Annotated in this window: 24 protein-coding genes; 12 read left to right on the top strand and 12 right to left on the bottom strand. The window is 51.3% G+C overall.

Annotated features, from left to right (window positions below):
• Positions 1–9 precede the first annotated feature (9 nt).
• From copD to ftnA, 3 genes are all read right to left on the bottom strand, one after another.
• Complete coding sequence (gene copD, locus ABIC79_RS19980) at positions 10–894, bottom strand: copper homeostasis membrane protein CopD (RefSeq protein ID WP_037037430.1); 885 nt, start codon at positions 892–894, stop codon at positions 10–12.
• Between the two features lie 3 nt (positions 895–897).
• Entirely contained in the window at positions 898–1284 is a 387-nt protein-coding gene (gene copC / locus ABIC79_RS19975; RefSeq protein WP_369794827.1) for a copper homeostasis periplasmic binding protein CopC, read from the bottom strand.
• Positions 1285–1422: 138 nt separating this feature from the next.
• Entirely contained in the window at positions 1423–1929 is a 507-nt protein-coding gene (gene ftnA / locus ABIC79_RS19970; RefSeq protein ID WP_013576176.1) for a non-heme ferritin, read from the bottom strand.
• 406 nt (positions 1930–2335) lie between these two features.
• Here ftnA and ABIC79_RS19965 point away from each other — a divergent pair, with 406 nt between their 5' ends.
• Positions 2336–2566 carry a DNA polymerase III subunit theta gene (locus ABIC79_RS19965; RefSeq protein ID WP_013576177.1) on the top strand — a complete coding sequence of 77 codons (231 nt, stop codon included), beginning with the start codon at positions 2336–2338 and terminating at the stop codon, positions 2564–2566.
• 19 nt (positions 2567–2585) lie between these two features.
• On the opposite strand, the gene pip is transcribed toward ABIC79_RS19965, so the two are convergent.
• The 4 genes from pip to dbpA form a co-directional block, all read right to left on the bottom strand.
• Complete coding sequence (gene pip / locus ABIC79_RS19960; RefSeq protein WP_013576178.1) at positions 2586–3542, bottom strand: prolyl aminopeptidase; 957 nt, start codon at positions 3540–3542, stop codon at positions 2586–2588.
• Between the two features lie 496 nt (positions 3543–4038).
• Positions 4039–6078, bottom strand: coding sequence for a S9 family peptidase (locus tag ABIC79_RS19955; protein WP_119261802.1), 2040 nt, complete (start codon positions 6076–6078; stop codon positions 4039–4041).
• Positions 6079–6209: 131 nt separating this feature from the next.
• A complete protein-coding gene (gene yebF, locus ABIC79_RS19950) occupies positions 6210–6575 on the bottom strand; it encodes a protein YebF (protein WP_112152152.1) in 366 nt (121 codons plus the stop codon).
• Between the two features lie 161 nt (positions 6576–6736).
• Complete coding sequence (gene dbpA / locus ABIC79_RS19945; protein ID WP_013576182.1) at positions 6737–8119, bottom strand: ATP-dependent RNA helicase DbpA; 1383 nt, start codon at positions 8117–8119, stop codon at positions 6737–6739.
• A gap of 250 nt (positions 8120–8369) precedes the next feature.
• Here dbpA and purT point away from each other — a divergent pair, with 250 nt between their 5' ends.
• Positions 8370–9548 (top strand): formate-dependent phosphoribosylglycinamide formyltransferase, encoded by a 1179-nt coding sequence (purT, locus tag ABIC79_RS19940; RefSeq protein WP_112152151.1) that lies wholly within the window; start codon positions 8370–8372, stop codon positions 9546–9548.
• Positions 9549–9638: 90 nt separating this feature from the next.
• On the opposite strand, the gene ABIC79_RS19935 is transcribed toward purT, so the two are convergent.
• Complete coding sequence (locus ABIC79_RS19935) at positions 9639–9821, bottom strand: YoaH family protein (protein ID WP_013576184.1); 183 nt, start codon at positions 9819–9821, stop codon at positions 9639–9641.
• Positions 9822–9982: 161 nt separating this feature from the next.
• On the opposite strand from ABIC79_RS19935, the gene pabB reads away from it, so the two are divergent.
• The 4 genes from pabB to ABIC79_RS19915 all read left to right on the top strand — a co-directional run bounded on the left by pabB (position 9983) and on the right by ABIC79_RS19915 (position 15579).
• Entirely contained in the window at positions 9983–11359 is a 1377-nt protein-coding gene (gene pabB / locus ABIC79_RS19930; protein ID WP_354568275.1) for an aminodeoxychorismate synthase component 1, read from the top strand.
• The gene (locus tag ABIC79_RS19925; RefSeq protein ID WP_013576186.1) at positions 11356–11958 is read left to right on the top strand and encodes a CoA pyrophosphatase; all 603 of its coding nucleotides are present in this window, start codon (positions 11356–11358) and stop codon (positions 11956–11958) included. Before pabB ends, ABIC79_RS19925 begins: the two co-directional genes overlap by 4 nt.
• A 207-nt stretch (positions 11959–12165) precedes the next feature.
• Complete coding sequence (locus ABIC79_RS19920; protein ID WP_013576187.1) at positions 12166–13530, top strand: L-serine ammonia-lyase; 1365 nt, start codon at positions 12166–12168, stop codon at positions 13528–13530.
• A gap of 456 nt (positions 13531–13986) precedes the next feature.
• Complete coding sequence (locus ABIC79_RS19915; RefSeq protein ID WP_013576188.1) at positions 13987–15579, top strand: EAL domain-containing protein; 1593 nt, start codon at positions 13987–13989, stop codon at positions 15577–15579.
• Between the two features lie 76 nt (positions 15580–15655).
• Here the strand turns inward: ABIC79_RS19915 and ABIC79_RS19910 are convergent, their stop codons facing one another.
• Complete coding sequence (locus ABIC79_RS19910; RefSeq protein ID WP_013576189.1) at positions 15656–17215, bottom strand: TerC family protein; 1560 nt, start codon at positions 17213–17215, stop codon at positions 15656–15658.
• A 591-nt stretch (positions 17216–17806) separates the two neighbouring features.
• On the opposite strand from ABIC79_RS19910, the gene manX reads away from it, so the two are divergent.
• From manX to mntP, 5 genes are all read left to right on the top strand, one after another.
• Positions 17807–18769, top strand: a complete 963-nt coding sequence (manX, locus tag ABIC79_RS19905) for a PTS mannose transporter subunit IIAB (RefSeq protein ID WP_112152149.1) — start codon at positions 17807–17809, stop codon at positions 18767–18769.
• 90 nt (positions 18770–18859) lie between these two features.
• Positions 18860–19657, top strand: coding sequence for a PTS mannose/fructose/sorbose transporter subunit IIC (locus tag ABIC79_RS19900; protein WP_013576191.1), 798 nt, complete (start codon positions 18860–18862; stop codon positions 19655–19657).
• A gap of 11 nt (positions 19658–19668) precedes the next feature.
• On the top strand, positions 19669–20511 hold the full coding sequence (locus ABIC79_RS19895; RefSeq protein ID WP_013576192.1) for a PTS mannose transporter subunit IID: 843 nt from the start codon (positions 19669–19671) through the stop codon (positions 20509–20511).
• Positions 20512–20617: 106 nt separating this feature from the next.
• Positions 20618–21076, top strand: coding sequence for a DUF986 family protein (locus ABIC79_RS19890; RefSeq protein ID WP_013576193.1), 459 nt, complete (start codon positions 20618–20620; stop codon positions 21074–21076).
• A gap of 210 nt (positions 21077–21286) precedes the next feature.
• Positions 21287–21859: a manganese efflux pump MntP gene (gene mntP, locus ABIC79_RS19885; RefSeq protein WP_119261805.1), complete on the top strand. Its 573-nt coding sequence runs from the start codon at positions 21287–21289 to the stop codon at positions 21857–21859.
• On the opposite strand, the gene rlmA is transcribed toward mntP, so the two are convergent.
• Positions 21851–22672 (bottom strand): 23S rRNA (guanine(745)-N(1))-methyltransferase, encoded by an 822-nt coding sequence (gene rlmA / locus ABIC79_RS19880; RefSeq protein WP_112152148.1) that lies wholly within the window; start codon positions 22670–22672, stop codon positions 21851–21853. The two genes, mntP and rlmA, sit on opposite strands and share 9 nt — an antisense overlap.
• Before the next feature lie 147 nt (positions 22673–22819).
• Between rlmA and pgeF the strand changes: the two genes are divergently transcribed.
• Entirely contained in the window at positions 22820–23521 is a 702-nt protein-coding gene (gene pgeF, locus ABIC79_RS19875; protein WP_013576196.1) for a peptidoglycan editing factor PgeF, read from the top strand.
• 59 nt (positions 23522–23580) lie between these two features.
• Here pgeF and cspE read toward each other — a convergent pair whose 3' ends face one another.
• Both cspE and ABIC79_RS19865 read right to left on the bottom strand, forming a co-directional pair.
• Positions 23581–23790 carry a transcription antiterminator/RNA stability regulator CspE gene (cspE, locus tag ABIC79_RS19870; protein WP_002221949.1) on the bottom strand — a complete coding sequence of 70 codons (210 nt, stop codon included), beginning with the start codon at positions 23788–23790 and terminating at the stop codon, positions 23581–23583.
• A gap of 41 nt (positions 23791–23831) precedes the next feature.
• The gene (locus ABIC79_RS19865; protein WP_119261806.1) at positions 23832–23948 is read right to left on the bottom strand and encodes a DUF2627 domain-containing protein; all 117 of its coding nucleotides are present in this window, start codon (positions 23946–23948) and stop codon (positions 23832–23834) included.
• Between the last annotated feature and the right edge of the window lie 475 nt (positions 23949–24423).

The raw sequence follows: 24423 nt of genomic DNA, 5'->3' as shown, positions 1-24423 counted from the left end.
ATAACCCGTTCAGCGCGGTGCCAGTGTGGCAAACACACTCACCAGCAGTAACACACCCAGCGCCAGCCCCCATTCGAGCCAGGTCATCATGATAAAATAGTGTTGTGCCCTGTCTGGCTCTTTACCCATTAAGGGCACCAGCCGGTAGCGGTTAAACACAGCGACAGCCACCATCATTCCTACCATGATCACTTTGACCACCAGCAGACACTGGTAAAGCGACGTCATATCCGTTGGCCAGCGCTGTAAAATAATGGCCGTGTTGATGATACCGGTGAGGATCACCAGCGCGACGGCGGCATGTCCCCAGAGCGAAAAACGGATAAGCGTGGCAATAGCATAAGGTCTTGCTGAAGGCTGTCGGGTATACCCCATACAGATCAGCAATGGCAGCAAACACCCGAACCAGTAGGCCGCGCTGAGCAGGTGCACCACATGATTCGTCCGCTGTACCAGCCCGGGCAGACCTTCATGCATCGCAGCATGGCCGACCAACGCCTGACTCATCAGTAAACCGCATGAGCACAGGAAGACCAGCATATTCCGCGCAGGCAGCCAGTCCATCAAAAGCACCAGCAACAGCGCGGCCGTCAGTAATAAATGCCAGCGCCAGACTTCACCAAATGCAGTGGTTAAAACCAGCAGCCAGACATTCAGATTCAGCGCATCACTCCAGCCGTTGCCCATCAGCGCAGCCTGAATCGCCAGCATACCGACCGAAGTGACCGCCGCAACCAGGGCGGAGCAAATCATCAGGGTCTGGTTTTTGCGCAACAACACGGCCGAGAAACCTGCAGGCGTCAGCAGCGAGCAGAAAACGCTCAGACCGAAGATTTGCATCAGCGAAGCAAAATGCATGAAGCGGCACAGAACAAACAGTGCAGTCAGACTCATCGTTTATTTAACGGTAAAACTGTACTGACCGTGCGTTTTGTGACCATCAACGGAGACAACGTTCCACGAAACAATGTATTTCCCCGCGCTCAACGCATCGGAAAGTGGCAGAACGGCCTGAGTATTGTCATTCGCTGCCAGCGTCATTTTGCCGGTTTTCACTGTTTTCTGGCTGGCGTCCGTCAGGGTAATTTTACTGAAATCAGGCTCGATCCCTTCACTGAAGCCGAGAGACAGTTCAGTCGGGCTGACGGTTAACACCGAATCCGCCGCCGGGGTTTCTGTTTTCAGATGGGCGTGAGCAGAAGCCTGCTGTGAGATAAATCCGCTCAGCAGAACGGCTGAGACTGCCAGGGCACGGCAAAGAGAAGTGGTTTTTTTGAACACGATAATTCCTTGGCTTGCTTAACGATGAATTTATAACGCCGTCACTTTAGCGCAAACCGCCACAAAACGTTTGCCAAAAAGGCATAAAAAAACGCAGAGGCGGAAGCACTCTGCGTTTTTGTGAACACCTCTGGCGGGAAATTAGCCTGCCGGAGTTTGCGTCACCATATTTTTGAGATCTTTATCCACGAAGAACAGGCCGTTACCGGTGTTGCTGACCAGCGCCAGTTTATCAAGGACTGATTTGAACAACGTCTCTTCTTCATGCTGTTCAGAAACGTACCACTGCAGGAAGTTGAAAGAAGAGTAATCTTTCAGCGTCATAGACAGATCAGCCAGTTCGTTGATTTTCTGGGTGATCAGCTGTTCATGCTCGTAAGTCTGTTTGAACAGATCAGTCAGGGATTCAAAAGCCACCGGCGGAGCGGCAATTGCGCCCAGCAAAGGCAGAGCACCCGTATCGCTGACGTATTTGAACAGGCGATGCATGTGGTCCATTTCTTCCATTGAATGCTGTTTAAGGAAAGCGGCGGCACCTTCGTAGCCTTTGTCGCTGCACCATGCACTCATCTGCAAATATAAATTGGCAGAATAAAACTCGAGGTTCAGCTGTTCATTAAGCTGATCAATCATTTCTTTTTTAAGCACGATACGGCTCCATAAATTGAATTAAGTCAGGTGGGCTGATTTATTTATCTGCATTATGCCCGCATCAACACAAAATAAATACACCTCATTCACATTAATATGCGCAGCAATAACAATTAATTTTAACATATTGATTTTAAATCATTTTATAAACCAATAAATATTCAACAATGATAATCATTAACATGTAATTCCCTATTAAAAGGAATCATTCTTATTTACGATATTAATTAACGTCGCCTTGTTGAATATAATTATCACTTCTGATTTGTGAATGGTTCTTATTTACTCCTGATAATTATCCGCATTCTTTGCCGGGCACAGGAACATAAAAGCCAAATCGCAACATTCACGCTGGCGCCTGCCTCGGGTACAATGTGGTAAAACGGATCATCGGGAAGCAGTTATGAGCATCAATCTGGCTGAAATCAGCAAAGAAGAAATGGATCGTATCAATGTCGATCTTGCGGCCTCAGCGGTGGCCTTTAAAGAACGCTACAACATGCCGGTTGTCGCTGAGATGGCGGAACGCGAACAGCCTGCGCATCTGCGCACCTATTTTCGTGAGCGGGTGATGTTCTATCGCGGGGAATCACATAAGTTCTCCCGCTTACCTTATGAGCCGAAGCAAAAGTAAACGGGAGTAGCAGGCAACGTTAGCGCCGGGCGGCGAAACGCTGGTTGGTGCGGATCAGTTGATCGAGAATGCCAGGCTCGTCGAACGAATGCCCTGCCCCTTCAATGATGTGCAACTCCGCTTCCGGCCATGCCTGCGCCAGATCCCAGGCATTTTGCACCTGGCAGGCCATATCATAACGGCCATGCACAATGACGGCCGGAATGTGGCGAATACGTGTGACATTTTTCAACAACTGGTCGTCACTTTCCAGAAAACCCAGATGTGTAAAATAGTGGTTTTCTATACGGGCAAACGCCAGCGCAAAATTGTCCTCACCAAAGGATGCCGAACCTTCCGCAGGCAACAGTGTCACGGTCTCCCCTTCCCACAGGCTCCAGATTTTAGCAGCCTCAAGCTGCACAGCGCGATCGCCGGAAGTCAGACGGGCCCGGTAAGAAGCAATCACGTCTTTACGCTCTTCATCCGACAGAATCGACAAAATACGTTGCCACTTTTCCGGGAAGAAGCGGGACGCGCCGTCCTGATAATACCAGGACAGTTCCTGCTTACGCAGCGTGAAGATTCCGCGCAGCACCATCTCGCTGACATGTTCAGGATGCGTCTCGGCATACGCCAGCGCCAGTGTTGAACCCCACGAGCCGCCGAACACCAGCCATTTGTCGACACCGGCCATTTTGCGCAAACGCTCGATATCCTCGACCAGATGCCAGGTTGTATTGTTTTCGAGACTGGCGTGAGGTTTTGAGCGTCCGCAGCCACGCTGGTCAAACAGCATGACGTCATAATCATTGGGATCAAACAACTGACGGTGTACCGATGAGCAGCCGCCGCCGGGTCCGCCGTGGAGAAATACTGCTGGCTTGCCTGCCGGGTTTCCGCTGCGTTCCCAGTAAATTTGGTGACCATCGCCGGTATCAAGCATGCCGCTGGCATAGGCTTCCCGTGGCGGATATAACCCTTTAAATTTTGGCATGACATTTCCTGTTCTATTCGGCCAGTGTATTGATTGATGTGCTTACATCTTCATAACAGCGCATCGGCTAGCCCGCCACAAGGTGTTATAAGCAAAAATCGTTATTTTGCATACCGTTCGCATACTTATCGCGCAATTTCACTTTCAGGCACGCCCGGCCCGCCTTAAAGCGGCCGTGCAAAGAGTGAAGAAAAACCTGCGAAGACACTTGCAACCGGAGCGAATTAAGCAGTAAATAGCAGAGCAACCCAATCCACCAGCTTTAAGAGAGGCAAATATGAGTAAAGGAATGGATAGCAAAAAGAATGCGAAGAAAAAACCACTGAAAACTCCGGCCGAAAAAAAGGCTGAGAAAAAAGCCAAGAAAGCTTCTGCCTGACAATGGACTTCGTAGAATAAACCCGCCGAGAGCGGGTTTTTTTTATTCTCCCCGTCCTACTTCGCGCTGCAGTGGCATTGGCTGCAACCCGAATTATTTAGGGGAAAGGTGTGATATTTAGTGCTTCGCTGCCAGCGCCAGCACAAAGGCATATTCCAGCGCGATATCTTCGTAGGCTTTGAAGCGTCCGGATTTACCGCCGTGCCCGGAATCCATATCGGTATGCATCAGCAACTGGTTATCATCGGTTTTAAGCTCGCGTAATTTTGCCACCCATTTTGCCGGCTCCCAGTATTGCACCTGCGAATCATGCAGTCCGGTGGTGACCAGCATATGCGGATATGCCTGCGCGCGAACCTGATCATATGGGCTGTATTGCAGCATATAGTCATAATACGCTTTGTCGTTCGGGTTGCCCCACTCGTCATATTCACCGGTGGTCAGTGGAATGGATTCATCAAGCATGGTGGTCAGCACGTCAACGAACGGCACCTGTGCCACAATGCCGCGATACAATTCTGGCGCCTGATTAATAATTGCGCCCATCAGCAAACCGCCTGCACTGCCGCCCATGGCGTAAACCTGCCCGGCGTCACCGTAGCCTTCAGCAACCAGTTCTTTGGTCACATCAATGAAGTCATGGAAAGTGTTGAGTTTGTTGAACAGTTTGCCATCGTCATACCATTGCTGGCCCAGCTCAGCGCCACCGCGGATGTGCGCCAGTACGAAAACAAATCCTCTGTCGAGTAAACTCAGACGGCTGCCACTGAACGCCGGATCCATACTGCTGCCATAGGAACCGTAACCGTAAACCAGTAACGGATTTTCATTCGGCTTAAACAGTTCGCGGCGATACACCAGTGACACCGGGACTTTCACGCCGTCACGTGCCGTAACCCAGACACGTTCGCTGCGATAATTTGCCGCATCAAAGTCTTTCACTTCCTGCTGCTTGAGCAGCGTACGGTCATGCGTATCCAGATCGAGTTCAAACAGCGAGCTCGGCATGGTCATGGAAGAATAACCATAACGCAGCAATGAGGTGTCCGGCTCCGGGTTGTACGCCAGCCAGGTGGTATAGGTCGGATCGTCAAACGCCAGCGATTTTTCCTCGCCAGTTTTCCAGTGGATCTGACGCAATTGCGTCAGCCCCTGATGACGTTCTTCCACCACCAGCCAGTCACGGAACAGGCTGAAGCCTTCAAGCATCACTTCAATACGCGGCGCAATCAGGGTCTGCCAGTTTGCTTCCACGCCATCTGCACTCTTATAAAGTCCGAAGTTTTTGCCATCTTTATTGGAGCGGATGTAGAAATGCCCGAGGTAATGATCGAGAGCGTATTCATGATCTTTACGGCGTGAGAGAAACACCTGCGGTTTTGCCTGCGGATCATCGGCATCCAGCAGCAGGATCTCGGAAGTCGTGGTGCTGTCGAGGTGGATCAGAATGTATTTTTCAGACGTGGTTTTATCCAGCCCGACGTAAAACGTGTCGTCTTTCTCTTCATACACCAGCGTGTCGGTCTTAGGATCAGTGCCGACCACGTGGCGATAAACCTGATACGGCAGCAACGTTTTCTTGTGTTTGCGCACGTAATACAGTGTCTGAGAATCGTTCGCCCATTCGCTGCTGCCGGAGGTGTTTTTCAGCAGATCGTCAGTCCAGGTTTCGTCATCAAGTTTTTTGATGCGGATGTCGTACTGACGGCGCGAAAGAAAGTCTTCCGCCACGGCCATCAGTTTGTTATCAGGGCTGATATCCAGACCGCCCAGCGTGTAAAATTCGCTGTCTCTGGCACGTTCATTGCCATCAATCAGCGTGCTCCAGTTTTCATGTTCCGCTGCGGGCTGACGCAGATAAAGGGCGTATTCGTTGCCCGGTTCATAGCGGGTCTGATAACGATAGCCATGTTTCACGTAGGGAACGGAATGATCCTGTTGCGCAATACGCGCAACCATTTCGCCATACAGGGTTTCACGCAGCGCCTGATGCGGTTGCATGGCCTGTTCGGTATATTGGTTTTCAGCGCTCAGATACGCCAGAACCTGAGGATCGGCGCGGTCATCATCACGCAGCCAGTAATAGTTATCGACGCGGTCATCGCCGTGTACGCTCAGGGTTTGCGGGCGTTTTTCAGCCTTTGGAGGTGTCATCATCTCGGGATCTCTTTGTCCTCTTTGCGGTGTGACAAGAGTGACAGGTTTAGGCAGGGAAACCAAGAGACGTCAATGCAGGGAAATAATGCGTCCGCTAAGAAATAACGGACGCAATCGGAAGTGCAGAAAGGCTATACCGGCGTGCTGTAGCTGATTTCGCCGATCTGGCAGTTGAGGGTCACCTGATAGGTTTTATCAGTGTGATCACCGCGCACTTTTAGCGGGATATTCCATCTGGCGTTATTGCCGCTGATGCTGTCAGTCACCACCCACGCGACCGGTGTAGAAGTGCCGAGCACTTTTTTATCTGCATCCCAGCGCGGAATACGGTTTTGCAGGAAATCACGTTTAACCAGTGCTGCCACTTCATCTTTTGTGGCCGTGGAACAGGGTGTTACCGTTGCCGTTCTCACTTCAGGCTCATCGGCCTGTGCAACCTGGCTCAGACCACTCATTCCTGCAACGGCCATCAAAACGCCCAAGATTATCTTTTTCATCGTTCGTCTTCCCAGTCTTTGTCGTTCATTCAGTTGACCTTGCCGGACAATATCCCTACATAAGGCAAGGTCATCGCTTGCGTTAGATAATATAATCCTCAACAAGGCAATAACACAACATTAACAATAAGACGACCAATGCAAAGCGATAATAAACCCGGTTAACGCAAGATAATGGCTTTGCAATTCTTGCCTTTAATTTTCCCTTCCTGCAAACGTTGCAGCGCTTTCTTAGCGCTCTTCTGACGAATCGCCACATAAGCATGAACCGGGAACATATCGATTTTACCAACTTCAGCTGCGGTCAGCCCGGCGTCACCGGTCAGCGCGCCCAGAATATCGCCGGGACGGATTTTGGCTTTACGGCCGCCATCGATGCATAACGTTGCCATTTCAGGATCAAGCGCCACCGGGGCGGCGGCCAGTGCCTGCGCTGCAGGCTGCCAGGTAAACCGCTGGCGGGTGTAATCTTCCAGCGCCGTTACACGCGGCATTTCCTGCGGTGTCACGAGGCTGACGGCCAGGCCACTGGTGCCCGCACGACCGGTACGGCCCACGCGGTGAACGTGAACTTCCGGGTCGAAAGACAGCTCGTAATTAATGACCAGGCCGAGCTGTTTAATGTCCAGCCCGCGTGCCGCAACATCTGTCGCCACCAGTACGCGGCAACTGCCGTTGGAGAAACGCACCAGTACGCGGTCGCGGTCACGCTGCTCGAGGTCGCCGTTCAGCGCCAGCGCACTGATGCCTTTCGCCTTCAGGTCATCACAAACATCCTGACAGTCACGTTTGGTGTTACAGAACACCACACAGGAAGTCGGCTGATACTGATACAGCACCGCGGCCAGCAGCGATAAGCGCTGATGTTTGTCGGCTTCGATGAAAATCTGCCTGATATCAGCAATGTCATCTTCGCCTTCGATTTCTACCTTCAGCGGCTGACGCTGAAATTTAGAACTGATGCGCTCAATGCCGTCCGGATACGTCGCGGAGAACAGCAGCGTCTGGCGATCCTGCGGCGTATAACTGACGACATCTTCGATATCTTCGCTAAAGCCCATATCCAGCATGCGGTCCGCTTCATCCAGCACCAGTACTTTCAGTTCGTCCAGTTTCAGCGTGCCTTTACGCAGATGCTCTTGAATACGGCCCGGCGTACCCACCACAATGTGCGGCGGATGGACCAGCGATTCAAGCTGTGGCCCGATTGCCTGGCCACCGCACAGGGTCAGAATTTTGATGTTTTGGGTAAAACGCGCCAGACGGCGTAATTCTTTGCTGACCTGATCGGCCAGTTCGCGGGTCGGACACAATACCAGCGCCTGAGCGACGAACTGTGAAACGGTAATGCTGTTCAGTAAACCGATACCGAAAGCGGCTGTTTTACCGCTGCCGGTTTTGGCTTTGGCGCGGACGTCCTGACCCAGCAGGATGGCAGGCAACGACGCTTCCTGAATCGGGGTCATTTCGGTGTAACCCAGTTCATTCAGGTTAGAAAGTTGCTCAACGGGTAATGTCAGGGCAGAAAAGGAATGCGTGCTCAAGGGCGATAACTCTTTATGTGAGGCAAAAATCGGGACAGCGGCAGGAAGCCTGACGCCATGGTTTGAGTAAATGATAACAGAGACGCCCGCAGACTGCCTTAAACGGCAGAAAACAGGCTGAAAAAATCCTGCTTTTATTCCCGCTTAAATTTATCAACAGCACTGCGCAATCGTTTTCGTCGACAATAATTTCAGATATACTGCGCGCCGAAATTCCTATTTTCCTTCACACAGATCTGGGTACGAAGCTATGTTAACCATTGGTACTGCACTGCGCACTGGCGCCACCCGCGTCATGTTATTAGGCTCCGGCGAACTGGGCAAAGAAGTGGCGATTGAATGCCAGCGACTGGGTCTGGAAGTGATCGCCGTTGATCGCTACGCCGATGCACCCGCGATGCAGGTCGCCCATCGCAGCCATGTCATTAACATGCTGGATGGCGATGCACTGAAACAGGTTATCGAAAGCGAACACCCTGATTTTATCGTGCCGGAAATCGAAGCGATTGCCACCAGCATGCTGGTCGAGCTGGAAAAACAGGGTCACAACGTCGTGCCTTGTGCTGAAGCGACACGCCTGACCATGAACCGCGAAGGCATCCGTCGTCTGGCTGCCGAAACGCTGAAGCTGCCTACTTCCACTTATCAGTTTGCCGATGATGAAGCGGCTTTCCGTGAGGCGATCGACGCCATCGGCTATCCGTGCATTATCAAACCGGTGATGAGCTCTTCCGGTAAAGGTCAGAGCCTGATCCGCAGTGCCGATCAGTTACAGGCGGCATGGGATTATGCCCAGCAAGGTGGCCGTGCTGGCGGCGGACGTGTCATCGTTGAAGGTCTGGTGAAGTTTGATTTTGAAATCACCCTGCTGACGATCAGCGCCGTTGATGGTATTCATTTCTGTGCGCCAATCGGACACCGTCAGGAAGACGGTGATTACCGCGAATCCTGGCAGCCACAGCAGATGACAGACCTTGCATTGCAGCGCGCCAAAGACATCGCAGAGAAAGTGGTGAAAGCGTTGGGCGGTAAAGGCCTGTTTGGCGTTGAACTGTTTGTTTGTGGTGATGAAGTGATCTTCAGCGAAGTGTCACCTCGCCCGCACGACACCGGGATGGTAACGCTGATTTCTCAGGATTTATCAGAGTTCGCCCTGCATGTGCGCGCATTCCTCGGTCTGCCGGTGGGCAATATCCGCCAGTTCGGCCCTTCCGCTTCTGCCGTGATCCTGCCGGAACTGACCAGCAACAACGTGACGTTTACGGGCCTGGAAAACGCACTGACCGGTTACAACCAGATCCGTCTGTTCGGTAAGCCGGAAATCAGTGGTAAGCGCCGCCTTGGCGTAGCGCTGGCGACGGCGGACAACGTTGAAGACGCCGTGGAACAGGCCAAACAGGCAGCGGCTGCAGTGGTGGTTAAAGGCTAATCCATTCCTGACGCTGAGATGAAAAAAAACCGGACGCCTGAAAAGAGTCCGGTTTTTCTTTGCAGCAAAGGGAAACTGCGGAGCAACGTTTTATTCGTCGTCTTCGTCATCAAAAATGACGGTCACACGGTCACCTTTATGCGTTTCGCGGATTTCTTCTGCAACGGTCGCAATGGCTTCGCCGCTGCTCATGCCGTTTTCCATTAACTGGCGGATACGATCGGCGGCCTGTTCTTGTTCGTGATGTGATAATGAAGGCATACCTGTCAGCATGGGAGTGTCCTGTTGTACGGGTGATAATAAAAAGCCCGCGCAGTGCGGGGTTGCACAGTATACGCCTTATTCACGCAAATCGCCTGCGCTGCTTTCAGGCAGCCCGATCTGTGTTAGGATCCTGAAAAATAGTCACTGCGCCAGAGAAACTCATACCCGTCATGCCATTCGCCCAACCCGTTGTTTTCCATTCATTACCTTATCAACCCGATGCAATAACTGAACGGTTCGCGCCGCTTTCTGCTTTGCCGTGGGCGATGTTACTGCATTCAGGTTCGGCACAGCACCAGCATAATCGTTTCGATATTCTGGTGGCCGATCCGCTGATCACGCTGACCACACGTGGCAAGCTAACGCAGATTGAGCACAACGGCATGGCCGAAACCCGGACTGAAGATCCGTTTGCTTTACTGGAAGAGCAAATGGCAGTGGCCGGTTTACAGGCAGAAAGTTCAGCGGATTTTCCTTTTCTGGGCGGCGCACTGGGTTTGTTCGGTTATGACCTGGGGCGCAGGATAGAAACATTGCCTGAAACTGCAGCACGGGATATTGACCTGCCGGATATGGCGGCAGGGATTTATGACTGGGCGCTGATTGCCGATCACCATTTACAGCGCCTGACGCTGATTTGCCATGGTGACATTTCTGAACGTTTACGCTGGCTGGCCCAGTACCAACCTGTTCCTTCTCCTGCGCCTTTCCGTTTACATGCGCCGTGGCGGGCAAATATGAGCCGCGAAGAATACGGTGAGAAATTCCGTAAGATTCAGGAATATATTCACAGTGGTGATTGCTATCAGATCAATCTGGCGCAGCGGTTTTCGACAGAATACAGCGGCGATGAATGGCAGGCTTTCCTGCGCCTCAATCAGGCTAACCGCGCCCCTTTCTCCGCGTTTCTGCGTCTGCCGGAAAATGCCGTTGTCTGTCTTTCACCCGAGCGTTTCATCTGGCTGAAAGACGCTGAGATCCAGACCCGTCCGATTAAGGGAACGCTGCCGCGCTGCGAAGATCCGACTGAGGATATGCAGCAGGCAGAACGACTGGCGGCATCGGAAAAGGATCGCGCCGAAAACCTGATGATTGTCGATTTGCTGCGTAACGATATCGGCCGCGTGGCGACACCCGGCAGTGTGCGGGTGCCGGAGCTGTTCGTTGTGGAGCCCTTCCCCGCCGTCCATCATCTGGTCAGCACGATCACCGCCCGGTTACCCGAAACCTGTCACGCCAGCGCCTTATTGCGTGCCTGTTTCCCCGGTGGCTCCATTACCGGTGCACCCAAAGTGCGTGCCATGGAAATTATCGAAGAACTTGAACCGCACCGGCGCAACGGCTATTGCGGCAGCATTGCATATCTGAGTTGCTGCGGCACGATGGACAGCAATATCACCATCCGCACATTGCTCACCGCACAGGGCAAAATTTACTGCTGGGCGGGTGGCGGGATCGTCGCTGACAGTCAGGAACAGGCGGAATATCAGGAAACTTTTGATAAGATTGCCCGTATTCTGCCTGAATTAGGAGAAATACAGCCGTGACGCTGCTGGAACAACACGCGCCCTTACAGACGTTTTCACCTGCTGTGGAAGATTTCATCCTGCGTTTTCAATTGCAGCAGCCGCGCCTGCCTGCTGCGGCGTTGCGCGGAACCCGCCACGCCGCTGTGTTGATCCCGATTATCTGCCGTCCGGAACCGACCCTTTTACTGACGCGCCGCTCCGATCAGTTGCGTAAACACGCCGGCCAGGTCGCCTTTCCCGGTGGTGCAGCAGATGCTTCCGATGCCTCAATTATTGCCACCGCATTACGCGAAGCGCATGAAGAGGTCGCGATCCCCCCTGAACAGGTTCATATATTAGGCACACTGTCGCCGCAGGACAGCAGCAGCGGTTTTCAGGTCACGCCGGTTATCGGGCTGTTGCCTGTTGATGTACCACTGCATCCCGCGGAAGATGAAGTCGCCGAGTTGTTTGAAATGCCGCTGCGGGAAGCCTTTGATCTCGCTCGTTATCACCCTCTGGATATTCACCGCAGAGGCACTCACCACCGGGTTTATCTGTCCTGGTATCAGCAACAATTTGTCTGGGGGCTGACGGCGGGAATCATCCGTCAGTTGGCCCGGCAGGTTGAAGTCTGAGCTCAGTGATTACATTACGATCACACTTTTGCATCAAATAAGTTTATTTCATGCGAAAAATGAAACTTTTGCCTCTCAGCCCTTTTAAACTATAAGTCTATCCATAAGAACAAGAGACCCGTCCATAAGGGCTGTCTCTGGTGTTGGTTCATTTATGGAAGCCAGGGATCCCGTTCCCTGCCGCAATCTATTACAGGAGTATTCGACGTGATTAGCGTTTTCGACATGTTCAAGGTCGGGATTGGCCCTTCCAGTTCCCATACTTTGGGCCCGATGAAAGCAGGCAAACAGTTCGCTGATGACCTGCTGGAAAAGGGCATGATGCCTGCCGTTACGCGTGTCGCCGTGGACGTTTTTGGTTCTTTGTCTCTGACAGGTAAAGGCCACCACACAGATATCGCCATTATTTTAGGTCTGGCGGGCAATCAGCCAGATACCGTCGACATCGACGGCATTCCACATTTTATCCGCGACGTTGAGCAACGTGAGCGTCTGCCGCTGGGCGGAACCCAGCATGAAGTCGATTTCCCACGTGATACCGGTATGGTGTTCCGCGGGGAGAATTTACCGCGTCACGAAAACGCCATGCAAATTCACGCTTTTGCTGGCGACAAGATGATTTACAGCAAAACCTATTACTCGGTCGGCGGCGGCTTTATCGTTGATGACGAGCATTTCGGTCAGCCTGTGCTGGATGAAGTGGCGGTGCCGTACAGCTTTAATTCGGCCAGTGAAATGCTGGCAAAATGTAAGGAAACCGGGCTGTCATTATCCGGCCTGGTGATGAAAAACGAGCTGGCGCAGCACAGTAAGCAGGACATTGAGCAGTATTTCGAGAAAATCTGGCACACCATGCAGGCCTGTATCGATCGCGGCCTGAATACCGAAGGCGTTCTGCCTGGCCCGTTGCGGGTGCCGCGTCGTGCTTCTGCCCTGCGCCGGATGCTGGTGTCTAACGACAAACTTTCCAGTGACCCGATGAACGTGATCGACTGGGTGAATATGTTTGCCCTCGCGGTTAACGAAGAAAACGCGGCAGGCGGACGTGTCGTGACGGCCCCCACCAACGGCGCATGCGGCATTGTGCCTGCGGTGCTGGCGTATTATGACCAGTTCATTCAGTCGGTCAGCCCGGACATTTATCTGCGTTATTTCCTGAGTTCCGGTGCTATCGGTATTCTGTATAAAATGAATGCGTCGATTTCAGGCGCTGAAGTGGGCTGTCAGGGTGAAGTTGGCGTAGCCTGTTCAATGGCGGCGGCAGGCTTGACGGAATTGCTTGGCGGCAGCCCGGAACAGGTGTGCGTTGCGGCCGAAATTGGCATGGAACACAATCTGGGATTAACCTGTGACCCTGTTGCCGGACAGGTTCAGGTACCGTGCATCGAACGTAATGCCATCGCGTCAGTGAAAGCCATTAATGCCGCCCGTATGGCATTACGCCGCACCAGTGAGCCGAGAGTTTCATTGGATAAAGTCATTGAGACAATGTACGAAACCGGTAAAGATATGAATTCCAAATATCGGGAAACCTCGCGTGGCGGTCTGGCGATTAAGGTTCAGTGCGACTGATCCGGTCGAAAAGATGACCTCTTCCTGCGGTATTTTCAGGTTGTATTAATTTCAACCAATTTACCGCAGGAAATACCACCTGGCCGGTAGCCGGCAGCAATAAAACCTTCGCTAACAACAACCTGTTGTATTATCAATACATAATGGTAGTGAGACTTGCATTATACCCTGCAGGTGCGGCATGCTGATTTCCGCCTGATTTCCCCTGTCCGGGTCCCCCTTATTACGTCTGCGTAAATGTCGGAAATGGACAGGAAAAACCTCAGTGACACTGTCACCTGTATGTTTTTTTTTCGATTTGAACAGAGAAATATAGGGAGTTTGCCGCTACTCAAACTGAGCGCCCGACGATTTACAGCTACTCTCTATAAAAACGAAATGGCTGTTACGCATCGGTAACCCTTTAAAATAATAATTTTGAGCCTGCCTTTAACTCGGGATAAAAGGATTAGAACGATGCTGTTCTCCCAGACCGGACTCGCGAAGTATCGCTACTATCGCATTGCCCTCGCCAGTGCAATGGGGATATGTACGCTGCTTCTGACGCTGGGCATTCGTATCTACGAACAAGCCCAGGTTATCGCCGAAGATCAAAAACGTGTGGCTGTTCACACCGTTGAAAAACTGGAAAAATTGCTTGAACCCGCTTCTCCGGCCGGCAAAATTATTCCTTTCGACCAGACACTCGCCTGTAAGGCACAGCAACCTCTGTTGCAACAAACCGTCGCCCGCATGCAAACATTACGTTCAATCAGTCTCGTCAGCAACGGCACCATTGTTTGTTCAAGCCTGGTAGGCACGCTGGATCTGAATTTCAATCAAACCTTGCCTTCCTTCGCACAGGGTAAAACCCAACTTGAGTTGCGCGCCTCGAAATGGAGCCGTGTCAATACACCGACGCTGGTTTTATGGCATCCGACCACACCGGATAATCTTAACGGTGAACTGTTTGTCTATAACATCGGGATCTTGTCGAATTTCCTGCTCGAGCCCCAGCCGCCTTATGCCAGCCACATCGTTCTCAACGTCGGACAACAAAATCTCGAATACGGCAAAAATTCAATCATCAACACCAGTGCCCTGCCGCGCGCCCCTTTGCTAAGCGCCCGATCGGAAAAATATGATTTTGCGGTCTCTATTTATGGTGAAGAAGCCAGCACACTGGCCTGGGAGGAGCTGTTTTCACATCTGCCGCTGTCGGTTCTGATCAGCCTGCTGACAGCAACAGCCATATATCTGTTCTCTGGCAGTCGCATCAGTCTGGCTTATCCGATCAGCCACGGCATTTCCCACCGCGAGTTTAAAGTTTATTGTCAGCCCATTATTAACAGTACGGATGGCCGTTGTATTGGCGTGGAAACACTGATGCGCTGGAAAAACCGCCGGCAGGAATGGGTTTCGCCCGATGTGTTTATTCCTCTGGCTGAACAGCACGGCTTAATCATTGCGCTGACACGCTATCTCATTCAGACAGTCGCTGAAAATCTGTCCGTATTTCCGGCAACGCCGGGTTTTTACGTCAGTATTAATGTTGCAGCACAACACTTTAATAATATGGAAATTGTTGATGACATCCGAAAGCTGTGGCTTCCGGCGCAGCCGTCAGTTTCTCTCATGCTGGAGCTGACGGAACGGACGCGGTTACAGGAGTTACGTGCTGCTGAGATTTCACAGTTGAAAGAAATGGGTATTCTGCTGGCCATTGATGATTTCGGGACGGGTCACAGTTCCCTGAGCTATCTCAAAACCCTTAATCCCGATGTGCTGAAAATCGATCAGGCGTTTACGGCCTCAATTGGCACCGATGCGATTAACGCCACCGTCACGGATACCATCATCACACTGGCGCAGCGTCTCAATCTAAAGCTGATTGCTGAAGGGGTGGAAACCCGTGAGCAGGTAGATTATCTGCGCGAACGCAGGGTCGATTCATTGCAGGGCTACTACTTTGCCCGCCCGATGCCTATAGAAGTATTCCCAATCTGGCTGGAACGTTATAAAAAAACTACGCAGAACATGGAATTGCAGGATAATACAGATCCGGTCTGAAGGTGAGAACCCGTTTTCCCCGACCATAAAAAACGGCGACCTGAGTCGCCGTTTTACATCCCGAAATAAAGCCCCGTTACTGGTCTTCATCCCATTTGTCTTCTGATTTCAGCCGCGTAATACGCACGCGTTCGATACGGTATTCCGACACGTCAAGAATTTCAAAGTGCAGCGACGCCATTTCGATCACTTCACCCACGACCGGCATTTGTCCTGATTTCGACAGCAGCAGCCCGGCAAGAGAAGCAAAATCGTCGTCAGCATTCACCAGCGTTTTGACGTCCAGAATTTGCTGCAACAGATGCAAATCGGTTCCGCCTTTAGCAATCCAGCTATCACCGTCAGTCACGACGTCCGGCGTTTCATCTTCGTCCGGGAATTCACCCGCGATGGCCTCCAGCACATCCAGCGGCGTCACCAGCCCCTGAATCACACCAAACTCATTGCTGACCATCACCAGACGACCTTTGGCTTTACGCAGAACGGCCAACAAGTTGATGACGTCCATGGTTTCCGGCACCACAATCGGCGGCGTTTTTTCCGCGAACGCGACAATGCTTTCACCGTTTTCCAGCGCCACCAGCAGATCTTTCGCACGCACCACACCGATAACATCATCCAGTGAATAACGGCAAATCGGGAACAGGCTGTGCGGCGTATCGAGAAGCTGACTGCGGATTTCATCCGGTGACTTTTCACAGTCTACCCAGGAAATCTCGGTGCGTGGCGTCATGATGCTGCGCAGGGAGCGTGACGCCAGCGTCAGCACGCCGGTGATCATGTGACGTTCTTCTTCCGCAAAGGTTTCACCGGCTGGCAATACATCGCCAGCGGGCTCATCTTCATGCTCATTCTGGCGTTTCCCGCCCATCAGTCGCTGAATAGCCTCCGCTGTACGTTCACGCATCGGACGGCTGGACTGGCTTTTCAGGAAGTTGCGGCGCGCAATCTGATTGAACAATTCAATCAGGATAGAGAAACCAATCGCGGCGTACAGGTAACCTTTCGGAATGTGGAACCCGAAGCCTTCAGCAATCAGACTCAGACCAATCATTAGCAGGAAGCTGAGGCATAGCACCACGACGGTTGGATGATTGTTTACGAAACGGGTCAGCGATTTCGATGCCAGCAGCATCACGCCCATGGCAATAATCACTGCAGTCATCATGACGGCCAGGTTATTCACCATACCGACGGCGGTTATCACCGCATCCAGCGAGAAGACCGCGTCCAGCACAACAATCTGCGCCACCACAGCCCAGAAGCTGGCGTAGCCGCGATTCGTTGTTCCATGCTCGTCATGCCCTTCCAGCCGCTCATGCAGCTCTGTGGTGGCTTTGAATAGCAGGAATATCCCCCCGACTAACAAAATCAGATCACGGCCGGAGAAACTGAACTGCGCAATACTGAACAGCGGCGTGGTCAGTTTCACCATCCACGAAATCAGTGACAGCAAACCTAAACGCATGATCAGCGCCAGCGAGAGGCCGATGATACGGGCTTTATCACGCTGCTTCGGTGGCAGTTTATCGGCAAGAATGGCAATAAAAACAAGGTTGTCGATACCCAGAACAATTTCAAGCACGACAAGCGTCAGCAAACCGACCCAAATTGAAGGGTCCATCAAAAATTCCATGTCAGACTCCGCAATGAGTTAAAGAAAAAAGACGCACAAAAACACCACACCCCAGGCTGTCAGATGACCGTCCGGAAGTATTGGCTGCAGAAATAGCAGATGAAAGCGGTTTCAGTGCGGCTGAAATCAGGCCCATTGGGGCAGATTTGCCGGTAAGAATGAGGTGAAAAAGCGAAGAATAGTGACGTCGGTGACAGTCCATAGGGAGGGCTGAGGCCCGGTACTCCTGTTCAATTATTCGGAAAATCACTTTATCAGGAATGATTATTTGAAGAAAGAGTGATCTTTTACCTTCAGCATCAGTTTGTAACATCTATGCTGTTTTAATGTGCGATGTGAAACCGTATTCACAATACGTCGTTCAATAACGGACAGTCGTCACAAAAATTATTTTTTCGCACACTAAAATAAATCACGTCGCACAACCCGTTGAGGTTCTGCCATTTATAGTTTTGCAGTCTTATCAGAAATTAAGGACAGTCAGGACGCACGGAATGCCCCGTCCGCCTCAGGAATAAAAACGGGCGGATATCATCAGCACCATTACTTATGTGCATAACTCTTTCCCAGAGTTAACAGAGGAGGTAGCGAGTGAGTATTGCTATTATCATCGGCACGCACGGGTCAGCAGCTGAGCAATTGCTGAAAACAGCGGAAATGATTTTAGGTGAACAGGATAATGTCGCCTTTATTGATTTCGTTCCCGGCGAAAACGCCGAAACCCTGATCGAAAAGTACACGGCTAAGTTGGGTGGTTTAGACACCAGCAGCGGCGTCCTTTTCCTGGTCGACACCTGGGGTGGCAGCCCGTTCAATGCCGCCAGCCGTATTGTTGTCGATAAGGAAAATTACGAAGTTGTCACCGGTGTTAACATCCCGATGCTGGCAGAGACTTTCATGGCACGTGATGACAACCCTGCTTTCGCAGAACTGGTTGCCATTGCAGTGGAGACGGGTCGTATCGGCGTAAAAGCGCTGAAAACCCCTGAACCTGCCGCTCAAGCCCCTGCCGCCGCCCCTGCGCCAAAAGCAGCCGCCCCGGCGAAACCTGCCGGTCCGAACGACCATATGAAGATCGGCCTTGCCCGAATCGATGACCGTTTGATCCATGGCCAGGTAGCGACCCGCTGGACCAAAGAAACCAACGTGACACGCATTATTGTTGTCAGCGACGAAGTGGCTGCCGATACCGTGCGTAAAACGTTGCTGACTCAGGTTGCTCCTCCTGGTGTTACCGCACACGTTGTTGACGTTGCGAAAGCCATTCGTGTCTGGGATAACCCAAAATACGCGGGCGATCGCGTCATGTTCCTGTTCACTAACCCGACAGATGTTCTGCGTCTGGTTGAGGGTGGCGTGAAAATCACCTCCGTAAACATTGGTGGTATGGCTTTCCGCCAGGGTAAAACTCAGGTGAATAACGCCGTGTCTGTCGATGAAAAAGATATCGAAGCATTCAGGAAACTGAATGAAAAAGGTATCGAACTTGAAGTGCGTAAAGTCTCTACTGACTCACGCCTCAAGATGATGGATCTCATTAATAAAATGAATTAATAATCGCGCCGTTGTTGGCAGATTCCCTCAACGTTATCTGTCTGGTGTGCCTGTTTATACTCAGCGTCCTTTGGTCATAGGAGAAGTGCAATGGAGATCACCACACTACAAATTGTGCTGATATTTATTGTCGCATGTATTGCCGGGATGGGTTCGATCCTGGATGAATTTCAGTTTCACCGTCCGTTAGTCGCCTGTACTTTGATCGGTTTTGTTCTTGGTGATGTAAAAACCGGGATCATCATCGGGGGTACTCTGGAAATGATCGCGCTTGGCTGGATGAACATCGGTGCTGCTGTTGCGCCAGATGCTGCCCTCGCCTCTATCATTTCTACCATTCTGGTTATCGCAGGCGGTCAGTCTGTCGGTGCCGGTATCGCACTGGCGATACCGCTGGCAGCAGCAGGTCAGGTATTAACCATCATCGTTCGTACCATCACCGTCGCCTTCCAGCACGCAGCGGATAAAGCGGCTGAAAAAGGGAATCTGAGCGCGATTAGCTGGATCCACGTTTCAGCGTTGATCCTGCAGGCAATGCGTATTGCCATCCCTGCTGTGATTGTTGCTGTGTCTGTGGGTACTGCTATTGTTCATGACTTACTGGCTTCAATCCCTGAAGTGGTTACCAACGGTCTGAACATCGCTGGTGGTATGATCGTCGTCGTGGGTTACGCCATGGTCATCAACATGATGCGTGCTGGCTACCTGATGCCGTTCTTCTACCTCGGTTTCGTTACTGCTGCATTCACCAACTTCAACCTGGTTGCACTGGGTGTGATTGGTGTGGTGATGGCTGTTCTTTACATCCAGTTGAGCCCGAAATACAACAAGTCTGCGCAAGCGGCGGCTGCACCGGGTGTTAACGATCTCGACAACGAATTGGATTAAGGGTGAAGGACATGGTTGATCAAACTGCAGTTAAAAAACTCACGGCCAGCGATATTCGCGGTGTGTTTATACGCTCCAACCTTTTCCAGGGGTCATGGAACTTCGAACGTATGCAGGCTCTGGGCTTCTGCTTCTGTATGGTGCCTGCAATCCGTCGTCTCTACCCTGAAAATAACGACGATCGCAAAGCGGCTATCAAACGCCACCTGGAATTCTTTAATACCCATCCTTACGTTGCGGCTCCGGTTCTGGGTGTGACGCTGGCGATGGAAGAACAGCGTGCCAATGGCGCACCTATCGACGACGCAGCCATCAACGGCCTGAAAGTCGGTCTGATGGGGCCTCTGGCCGGTGTGGGTGACCCGATCTTCTGGGGTACTGTGCGTCCGGTGTTTGCTGCATTGGGTGCGGGTATTGCGATGACCGGCAGCTTGCTGGGTCCGTTGCTGTTCTTTGTTCTGTTTAACCTTGTACGCCTGCTGACCCGCTACTACGGCGTGTCTTATGGCTACAAAAAAGGTGTCGATATCGTTAACGATATGGGCGGCGGCTTCCTGCAAAAACTGACCGAGGGGGCGTCAATTCTCGGCCTCTTTGTCATGGGGGCCCTGGTTAACAAGTGGACACACGTTAACATTCCGCTAGTCGTGTCGAAAATCACCGACCAGACGGGCCATACCACCGTCACGACTGTCCAGACTATTCTGGACCAGCTGATGCCGGGTCTGGTGCCATTACTGCTGACCTTCGGTTGTATGTGGCTATTGCGGAAGAAAGTGAATGCGTTGTGGATCATCGTTGGCTTCTTCGCCATCGGTATCTTCGGTTACTGGATTGGCCTGCTAGGTCTCTGATAACCTTCAAAGCCGGGGAAATCTTTCCCCGGCTTTTTTGTTTCTGCTATTGATCTCTTTGTCATTTTTACTTTGCTTTGCCTGATGGCTGTTAGCTGGAGTTTTCATGTCTGTAACCGATATCGTCCTCGCCCTTTTCACTCTCCTGTTGCTTGCCTACGCCATCTATGACGAATTCATCATGGGTACACGCAAGGGTAAAACTCGCCTGCGGGTCAACCTGCGCCGCCGTAACAGACTCGATTCGATTATCTTTATCGGTCTTCTGGCTATTCTTCTTTATAATAATATCCATGCGAATGGCACCGTTATTACCAATTATTTACTGATCGGCCTGGGGCTGATTGCTTTTTATCTCTCTTTTATTCGCTGGCCAAAAATGCTCTTCAAAGAGGAGGGTTTTTATTTCGCCAACACTTTCATCACCTACGATCGGATCCGCAGTATGAATCTTTCTGAAGACGGTATCCTGGTATTTGAATTAGAACAGAAAAAGTTATTAATTCGCGTAAACGAACTGGATGATCTTGAAAGAATATATAAAATTATGGTTAATAATCAATAGCTTGAATTTAGACCATGAGTTATCAGTTATAGCATAGTGCATATTTCCCAGGATTTAAGTTAACCTTACAGATAACAATGTTGATAAATACCTTGTCAATAATATTGTTATTCCCCAACATACGGCATTATTTAAAACCCCATTTTATTTGGTGTTGTCCCGAATAAAAATAGTGTGGTAAGGTTGCGCCGTTATTTGGGGGCTATTCTCGTGAACTTATCCGCTACGCTTATTCTTGCATTTGGCATGTCCATGGACGCCTTCGCCGCATCAATTGGCAAAGGCGCCAGCCTTCATCGTCCTTGCTTTCGCGAGGCCTTCCGCACGGGTTTTATTTTCGGTGTCATAGAAGCCATAACGCCACTGATTGGCTGGTATATGGGCTTATTTGCCAGCCAGTACATCATGCAGTGGAGCCAGTGGGTCGCGTTTACCCTGCTGTGTATTCTGGGCACACGCATGATCATCGAAGGGCTAAAAAATAAGCCGGAAGATAACCTGACAACGGCAACCCGTCACGGGTTCTGGATCCTGGCTGCAACGGCTATCGGCACCAGTCTGGATGCTCTGGCGATCGGCGTCGGTTTAGCTTTTCTTGAAGTGAACATCATCCTTACCGCGCTGCTCATCGGTATGGCGACCATGGTGATGTCAACGCTCGGGATAATGGTCGGGCGTTTTATCGGCCCGCTGTTAGGCAAATGGGCCGAAGTTTTAGGAGGTGCGGTTCTGATAGGAATTGGGTCGAGCATCCTGCTGGAGCATCTGGGTTATTTACGCTGACGCACGCTGATGTATCCTGATGAGGAAGTCTGTCTCGCATTCAAAGGCTGTCTGAGCCTTTAAGTTGGCCATCACTTCTTCTGTCGCACGCCATGCAAATGGCGTCATCTGCAATAAATCAAACGCCTGCTCTCCGGAAAGCATCATGTCATAGGCGAGCGCTTCCGTACTTATCCGGTCAAAACCTTCCAGCTGCTCATCGAGATCAGCATGCAGTTGTACATCCTGGTATATCAACCCTTTCAGCTGATATAAATGACGTGGTCCCGGTGCCACCGTAACCACCAGGCCGCCCGGTTTTATCGCCCGGTACAATTCCTGCGCCTTACAGGGTGCATAAATACGAATGACCGCATCCAGTGAACCCTCAGCAAAAGGTAAGCGATGGCTGGAAGCCACACAAAATGACACATCGCGATAACGTTTGGATGCATAACGGATGGCCACTTTCGAGACATCCAGCCCAAACACTTTCAGCGCACGTTTTTGTGTGAGCCTCTCAGCGAATGCGGCGGTGTAGTACCCTTCCCCGCAGCCAATATCCAGCAATGTGTCCGCCGTTTGCGCGATGACGTCGTCCAGAATATCTGTCAGACGGTCACGCAAAGGCTGGTAATGGCCTGCATCAAGAAAAGCACGACGCGATATCATCATTTCCGGGCTGTCACCCGGCTGCTTTGAGCGTTTGTGCTGTACGGGCATCAGATTGACATACCCCTCTTTCGCGTTATCAAACTGATGGTTGGCGGGACAACACCATTGCTGACCGGCCAGCGTAAGCGGCTGGAAACAAAGCGGGCACTGATAAGTCATGCGGAAAACCTGCAAGAAAAGTCTGAGGGGGCGAAAATTCGCAATAGTGTTAAGTCTAAAGAAGGTGCTCAGGGGTTGCAACTGCTGGAAAATCCCGCTCAAAGGCGGCTACACTGGTTGCATCACATTTCTCTAACGAGACACAAGATGAGTGACCACTCAGCTTTACTCAGTCAAATCCCCGGTATTGTGCATGGCTTCGGCGATAAACAGGCGTTGCTGCCTGAACATCTGCAAAGCTATGAAGCGACCTGTCCCGGAAAAAAACAGGTACACGGCACACGGATTGTCGATGTGACAGTCGCAGGCCAGGAATGCGGTGAGGCGGATGGCTTCATCACCGCTATGCCGGGCATTCTTCTTGCCGTTTTCACTGCAGACTGCTTACCGGTAATTTTCTGTCGCAAAGATGGCAGAGAAGTTGCGGCAGTGCACGCAGGCTGGCGCGGGCTGATTGACGGCATTCTGGAGCAAATGGCACAGCGGATTAATCAGTCGGGTGATACTTCTGACTGGTTTGTGTCTGTCGGCCCGTCCGCAGGAGCCTGCTGTTATGAAGTCAGTCAGGAACTGATTGATACTTTTCTGCAACGTCTCGATTTACCCCCTGCACTCATCTCACCAAGCCACCGCCATCTTGATCTGGTTGCCATTGCTGAAGCCAAATTGCGGGCGTTAGGATTTGCAGGCGTTGATCGCGCAGGCCGTTGCACGATTTGCTCGCCCGATGCAGCCGGAACCGGATTCAGGTACACGAGTTTTCGCCGTAACAGCCATCAGCGGGCGCAGGACCCGACACACCCGGGTATCAGCGGACGTAACCAGCAATCAGGGATCATGATCCTCTGAGCCTGAACGGCTGACACAAAAAAACCCGCCTTGGCGGGTTTTTTTACAGCTAACGCTGCTTAGATTGCAGTTACGTTAACTGCTGACGGGCCTTTCTGGCCGTCTTGGATTTCGAACTCTACGTTCTGGCCTTCAGCCAGAGTTTTGAAGCCGTTACCCTGGATTGCAGAGAAGTGTACGAACACATCTTTGCTGCCGTCAGCAGGAGTAATGAAACCGAAACCTTTAGACTCGTTGAACCACTTAACTTGACCTTTGATCTTTGCCATCTTGAGTATTTCCTTTGGATTGTTTAAACCGCCCAGCGGCGTTACATAGACAAACTAGAGTCGTTACTGCTTGAGGCACTAAGATTAGAATCGGCAGAGAAGCGGTATTCAACGTTAACGTCTTTACTCAGAACTTCTATACTGAAAATGCCACACATATACAGAACTGTACCTCGTTTTACCCAGATGCGTTATCACATACTCTGAATTCGATGGCAAGCCATTTTTAATCAGTGATGGACATGTCGCACATATTTGAGCCGGTTAAAGGCACTTCGTGTTCAGTTAAGCTGAAATATGTTGATAGACATGCTTTTTTCTGCTTTGCAGTTTTACCTGCATATCAAACAAAACAATAACGACCTGTTTCGATTATTGATCATTTAATGCAGAACCGTAAGCGTAAAACACACCTTTATTTGAATTTTTATTGCGGGAGCCAGCTAAAACTCTCCGCTTCTGTGCCCATTTGGCACCGCTTTACAGGCCTTACAGCGTGAGATCAGGTCCGGTGACAGCGCATCACACGGCGTTTGCGGCACTTGTGCAACAGAACGGGTATATGCACAACGTCAGTGCCTCCCAATATGACTGGTTATGCAATAATCAATTACGCCATAGACGGATAAAATG

The sequence above is a fragment of the Rahnella sp. 2050 genome (genome assembly GCF_040544515.1).
GTDB lineage: Bacteria > Pseudomonadota > Gammaproteobacteria > Enterobacterales > Enterobacteriaceae > Rahnella > Rahnella aceris.
This window is presented reverse-complemented; position numbering and strand designations above follow the sequence as displayed.

Coding starts and splice junctions, on each gene's coding strand:
- yebF (WP_112152152.1), bottom strand. CDS start 6,575: ATGAAAAAGATAATCTTGGGCGTTTTGATGGCCGTTGCAGGAATGAGT.
- pip (WP_013576178.1), bottom strand. CDS start 3,542: ATGCCAAAATTTAAAGGGTTATATCCGCCACGGGAAGCCTATGCCAGC.
- ABIC79_RS19865 (WP_119261806.1), bottom strand. CDS start 23,948: ATGTGTGGCATTTTCAGTATAGAAGTTCTGAGTAAAGACGTTAACGTT.
- rlmA (WP_112152148.1), bottom strand. CDS start 22,672: ATGACTTATCAGTGCCCGCTTTGTTTCCAGCCGCTTACGCTGGCCGGT.
- pabB (WP_354568275.1), top strand. CDS start 9,983: ATGCCATTCGCCCAACCCGTTGTTTTCCATTCATTACCTTATCAACCC.
- ABIC79_RS19890 (WP_013576193.1), top strand. CDS start 20,618: ATGTCTGTAACCGATATCGTCCTCGCCCTTTTCACTCTCCTGTTGCTT.
- ABIC79_RS19965 (WP_013576177.1), top strand. CDS start 2,336: ATGAGCATCAATCTGGCTGAAATCAGCAAAGAAGAAATGGATCGTATC.
- ABIC79_RS19895 (WP_013576192.1), top strand. CDS start 19,669: ATGGTTGATCAAACTGCAGTTAAAAAACTCACGGCCAGCGATATTCGC.
- copD (WP_037037430.1), bottom strand. CDS start 894: ATGAGTCTGACTGCACTGTTTGTTCTGTGCCGCTTCATGCATTTTGCT.
- ABIC79_RS19935 (WP_013576184.1), bottom strand. CDS start 9,821: ATGCTGACAGGTATGCCTTCATTATCACATCACGAACAAGAACAGGCC.
- cspE (WP_002221949.1), bottom strand. CDS start 23,790: ATGGCAAAGATCAAAGGTCAAGTTAAGTGGTTCAACGAGTCTAAAGGT.
- ABIC79_RS19900 (WP_013576191.1), top strand. CDS start 18,860: ATGGAGATCACCACACTACAAATTGTGCTGATATTTATTGTCGCATGT.
- pgeF (WP_013576196.1), top strand. CDS start 22,820: ATGAGTGACCACTCAGCTTTACTCAGTCAAATCCCCGGTATTGTGCAT.
- ABIC79_RS19915 (WP_013576188.1), top strand. CDS start 13,987: ATGCTGTTCTCCCAGACCGGACTCGCGAAGTATCGCTACTATCGCATT.
- purT (WP_112152151.1), top strand. CDS start 8,370: ATGTTAACCATTGGTACTGCACTGCGCACTGGCGCCACCCGCGTCATG.
- ABIC79_RS19955 (WP_119261802.1), bottom strand. CDS start 6,078: ATGATGACACCTCCAAAGGCTGAAAAACGCCCGCAAACCCTGAGCGTA.
- ABIC79_RS19910 (WP_013576189.1), bottom strand. CDS start 17,215: ATGGAATTTTTGATGGACCCTTCAATTTGGGTCGGTTTGCTGACGCTT.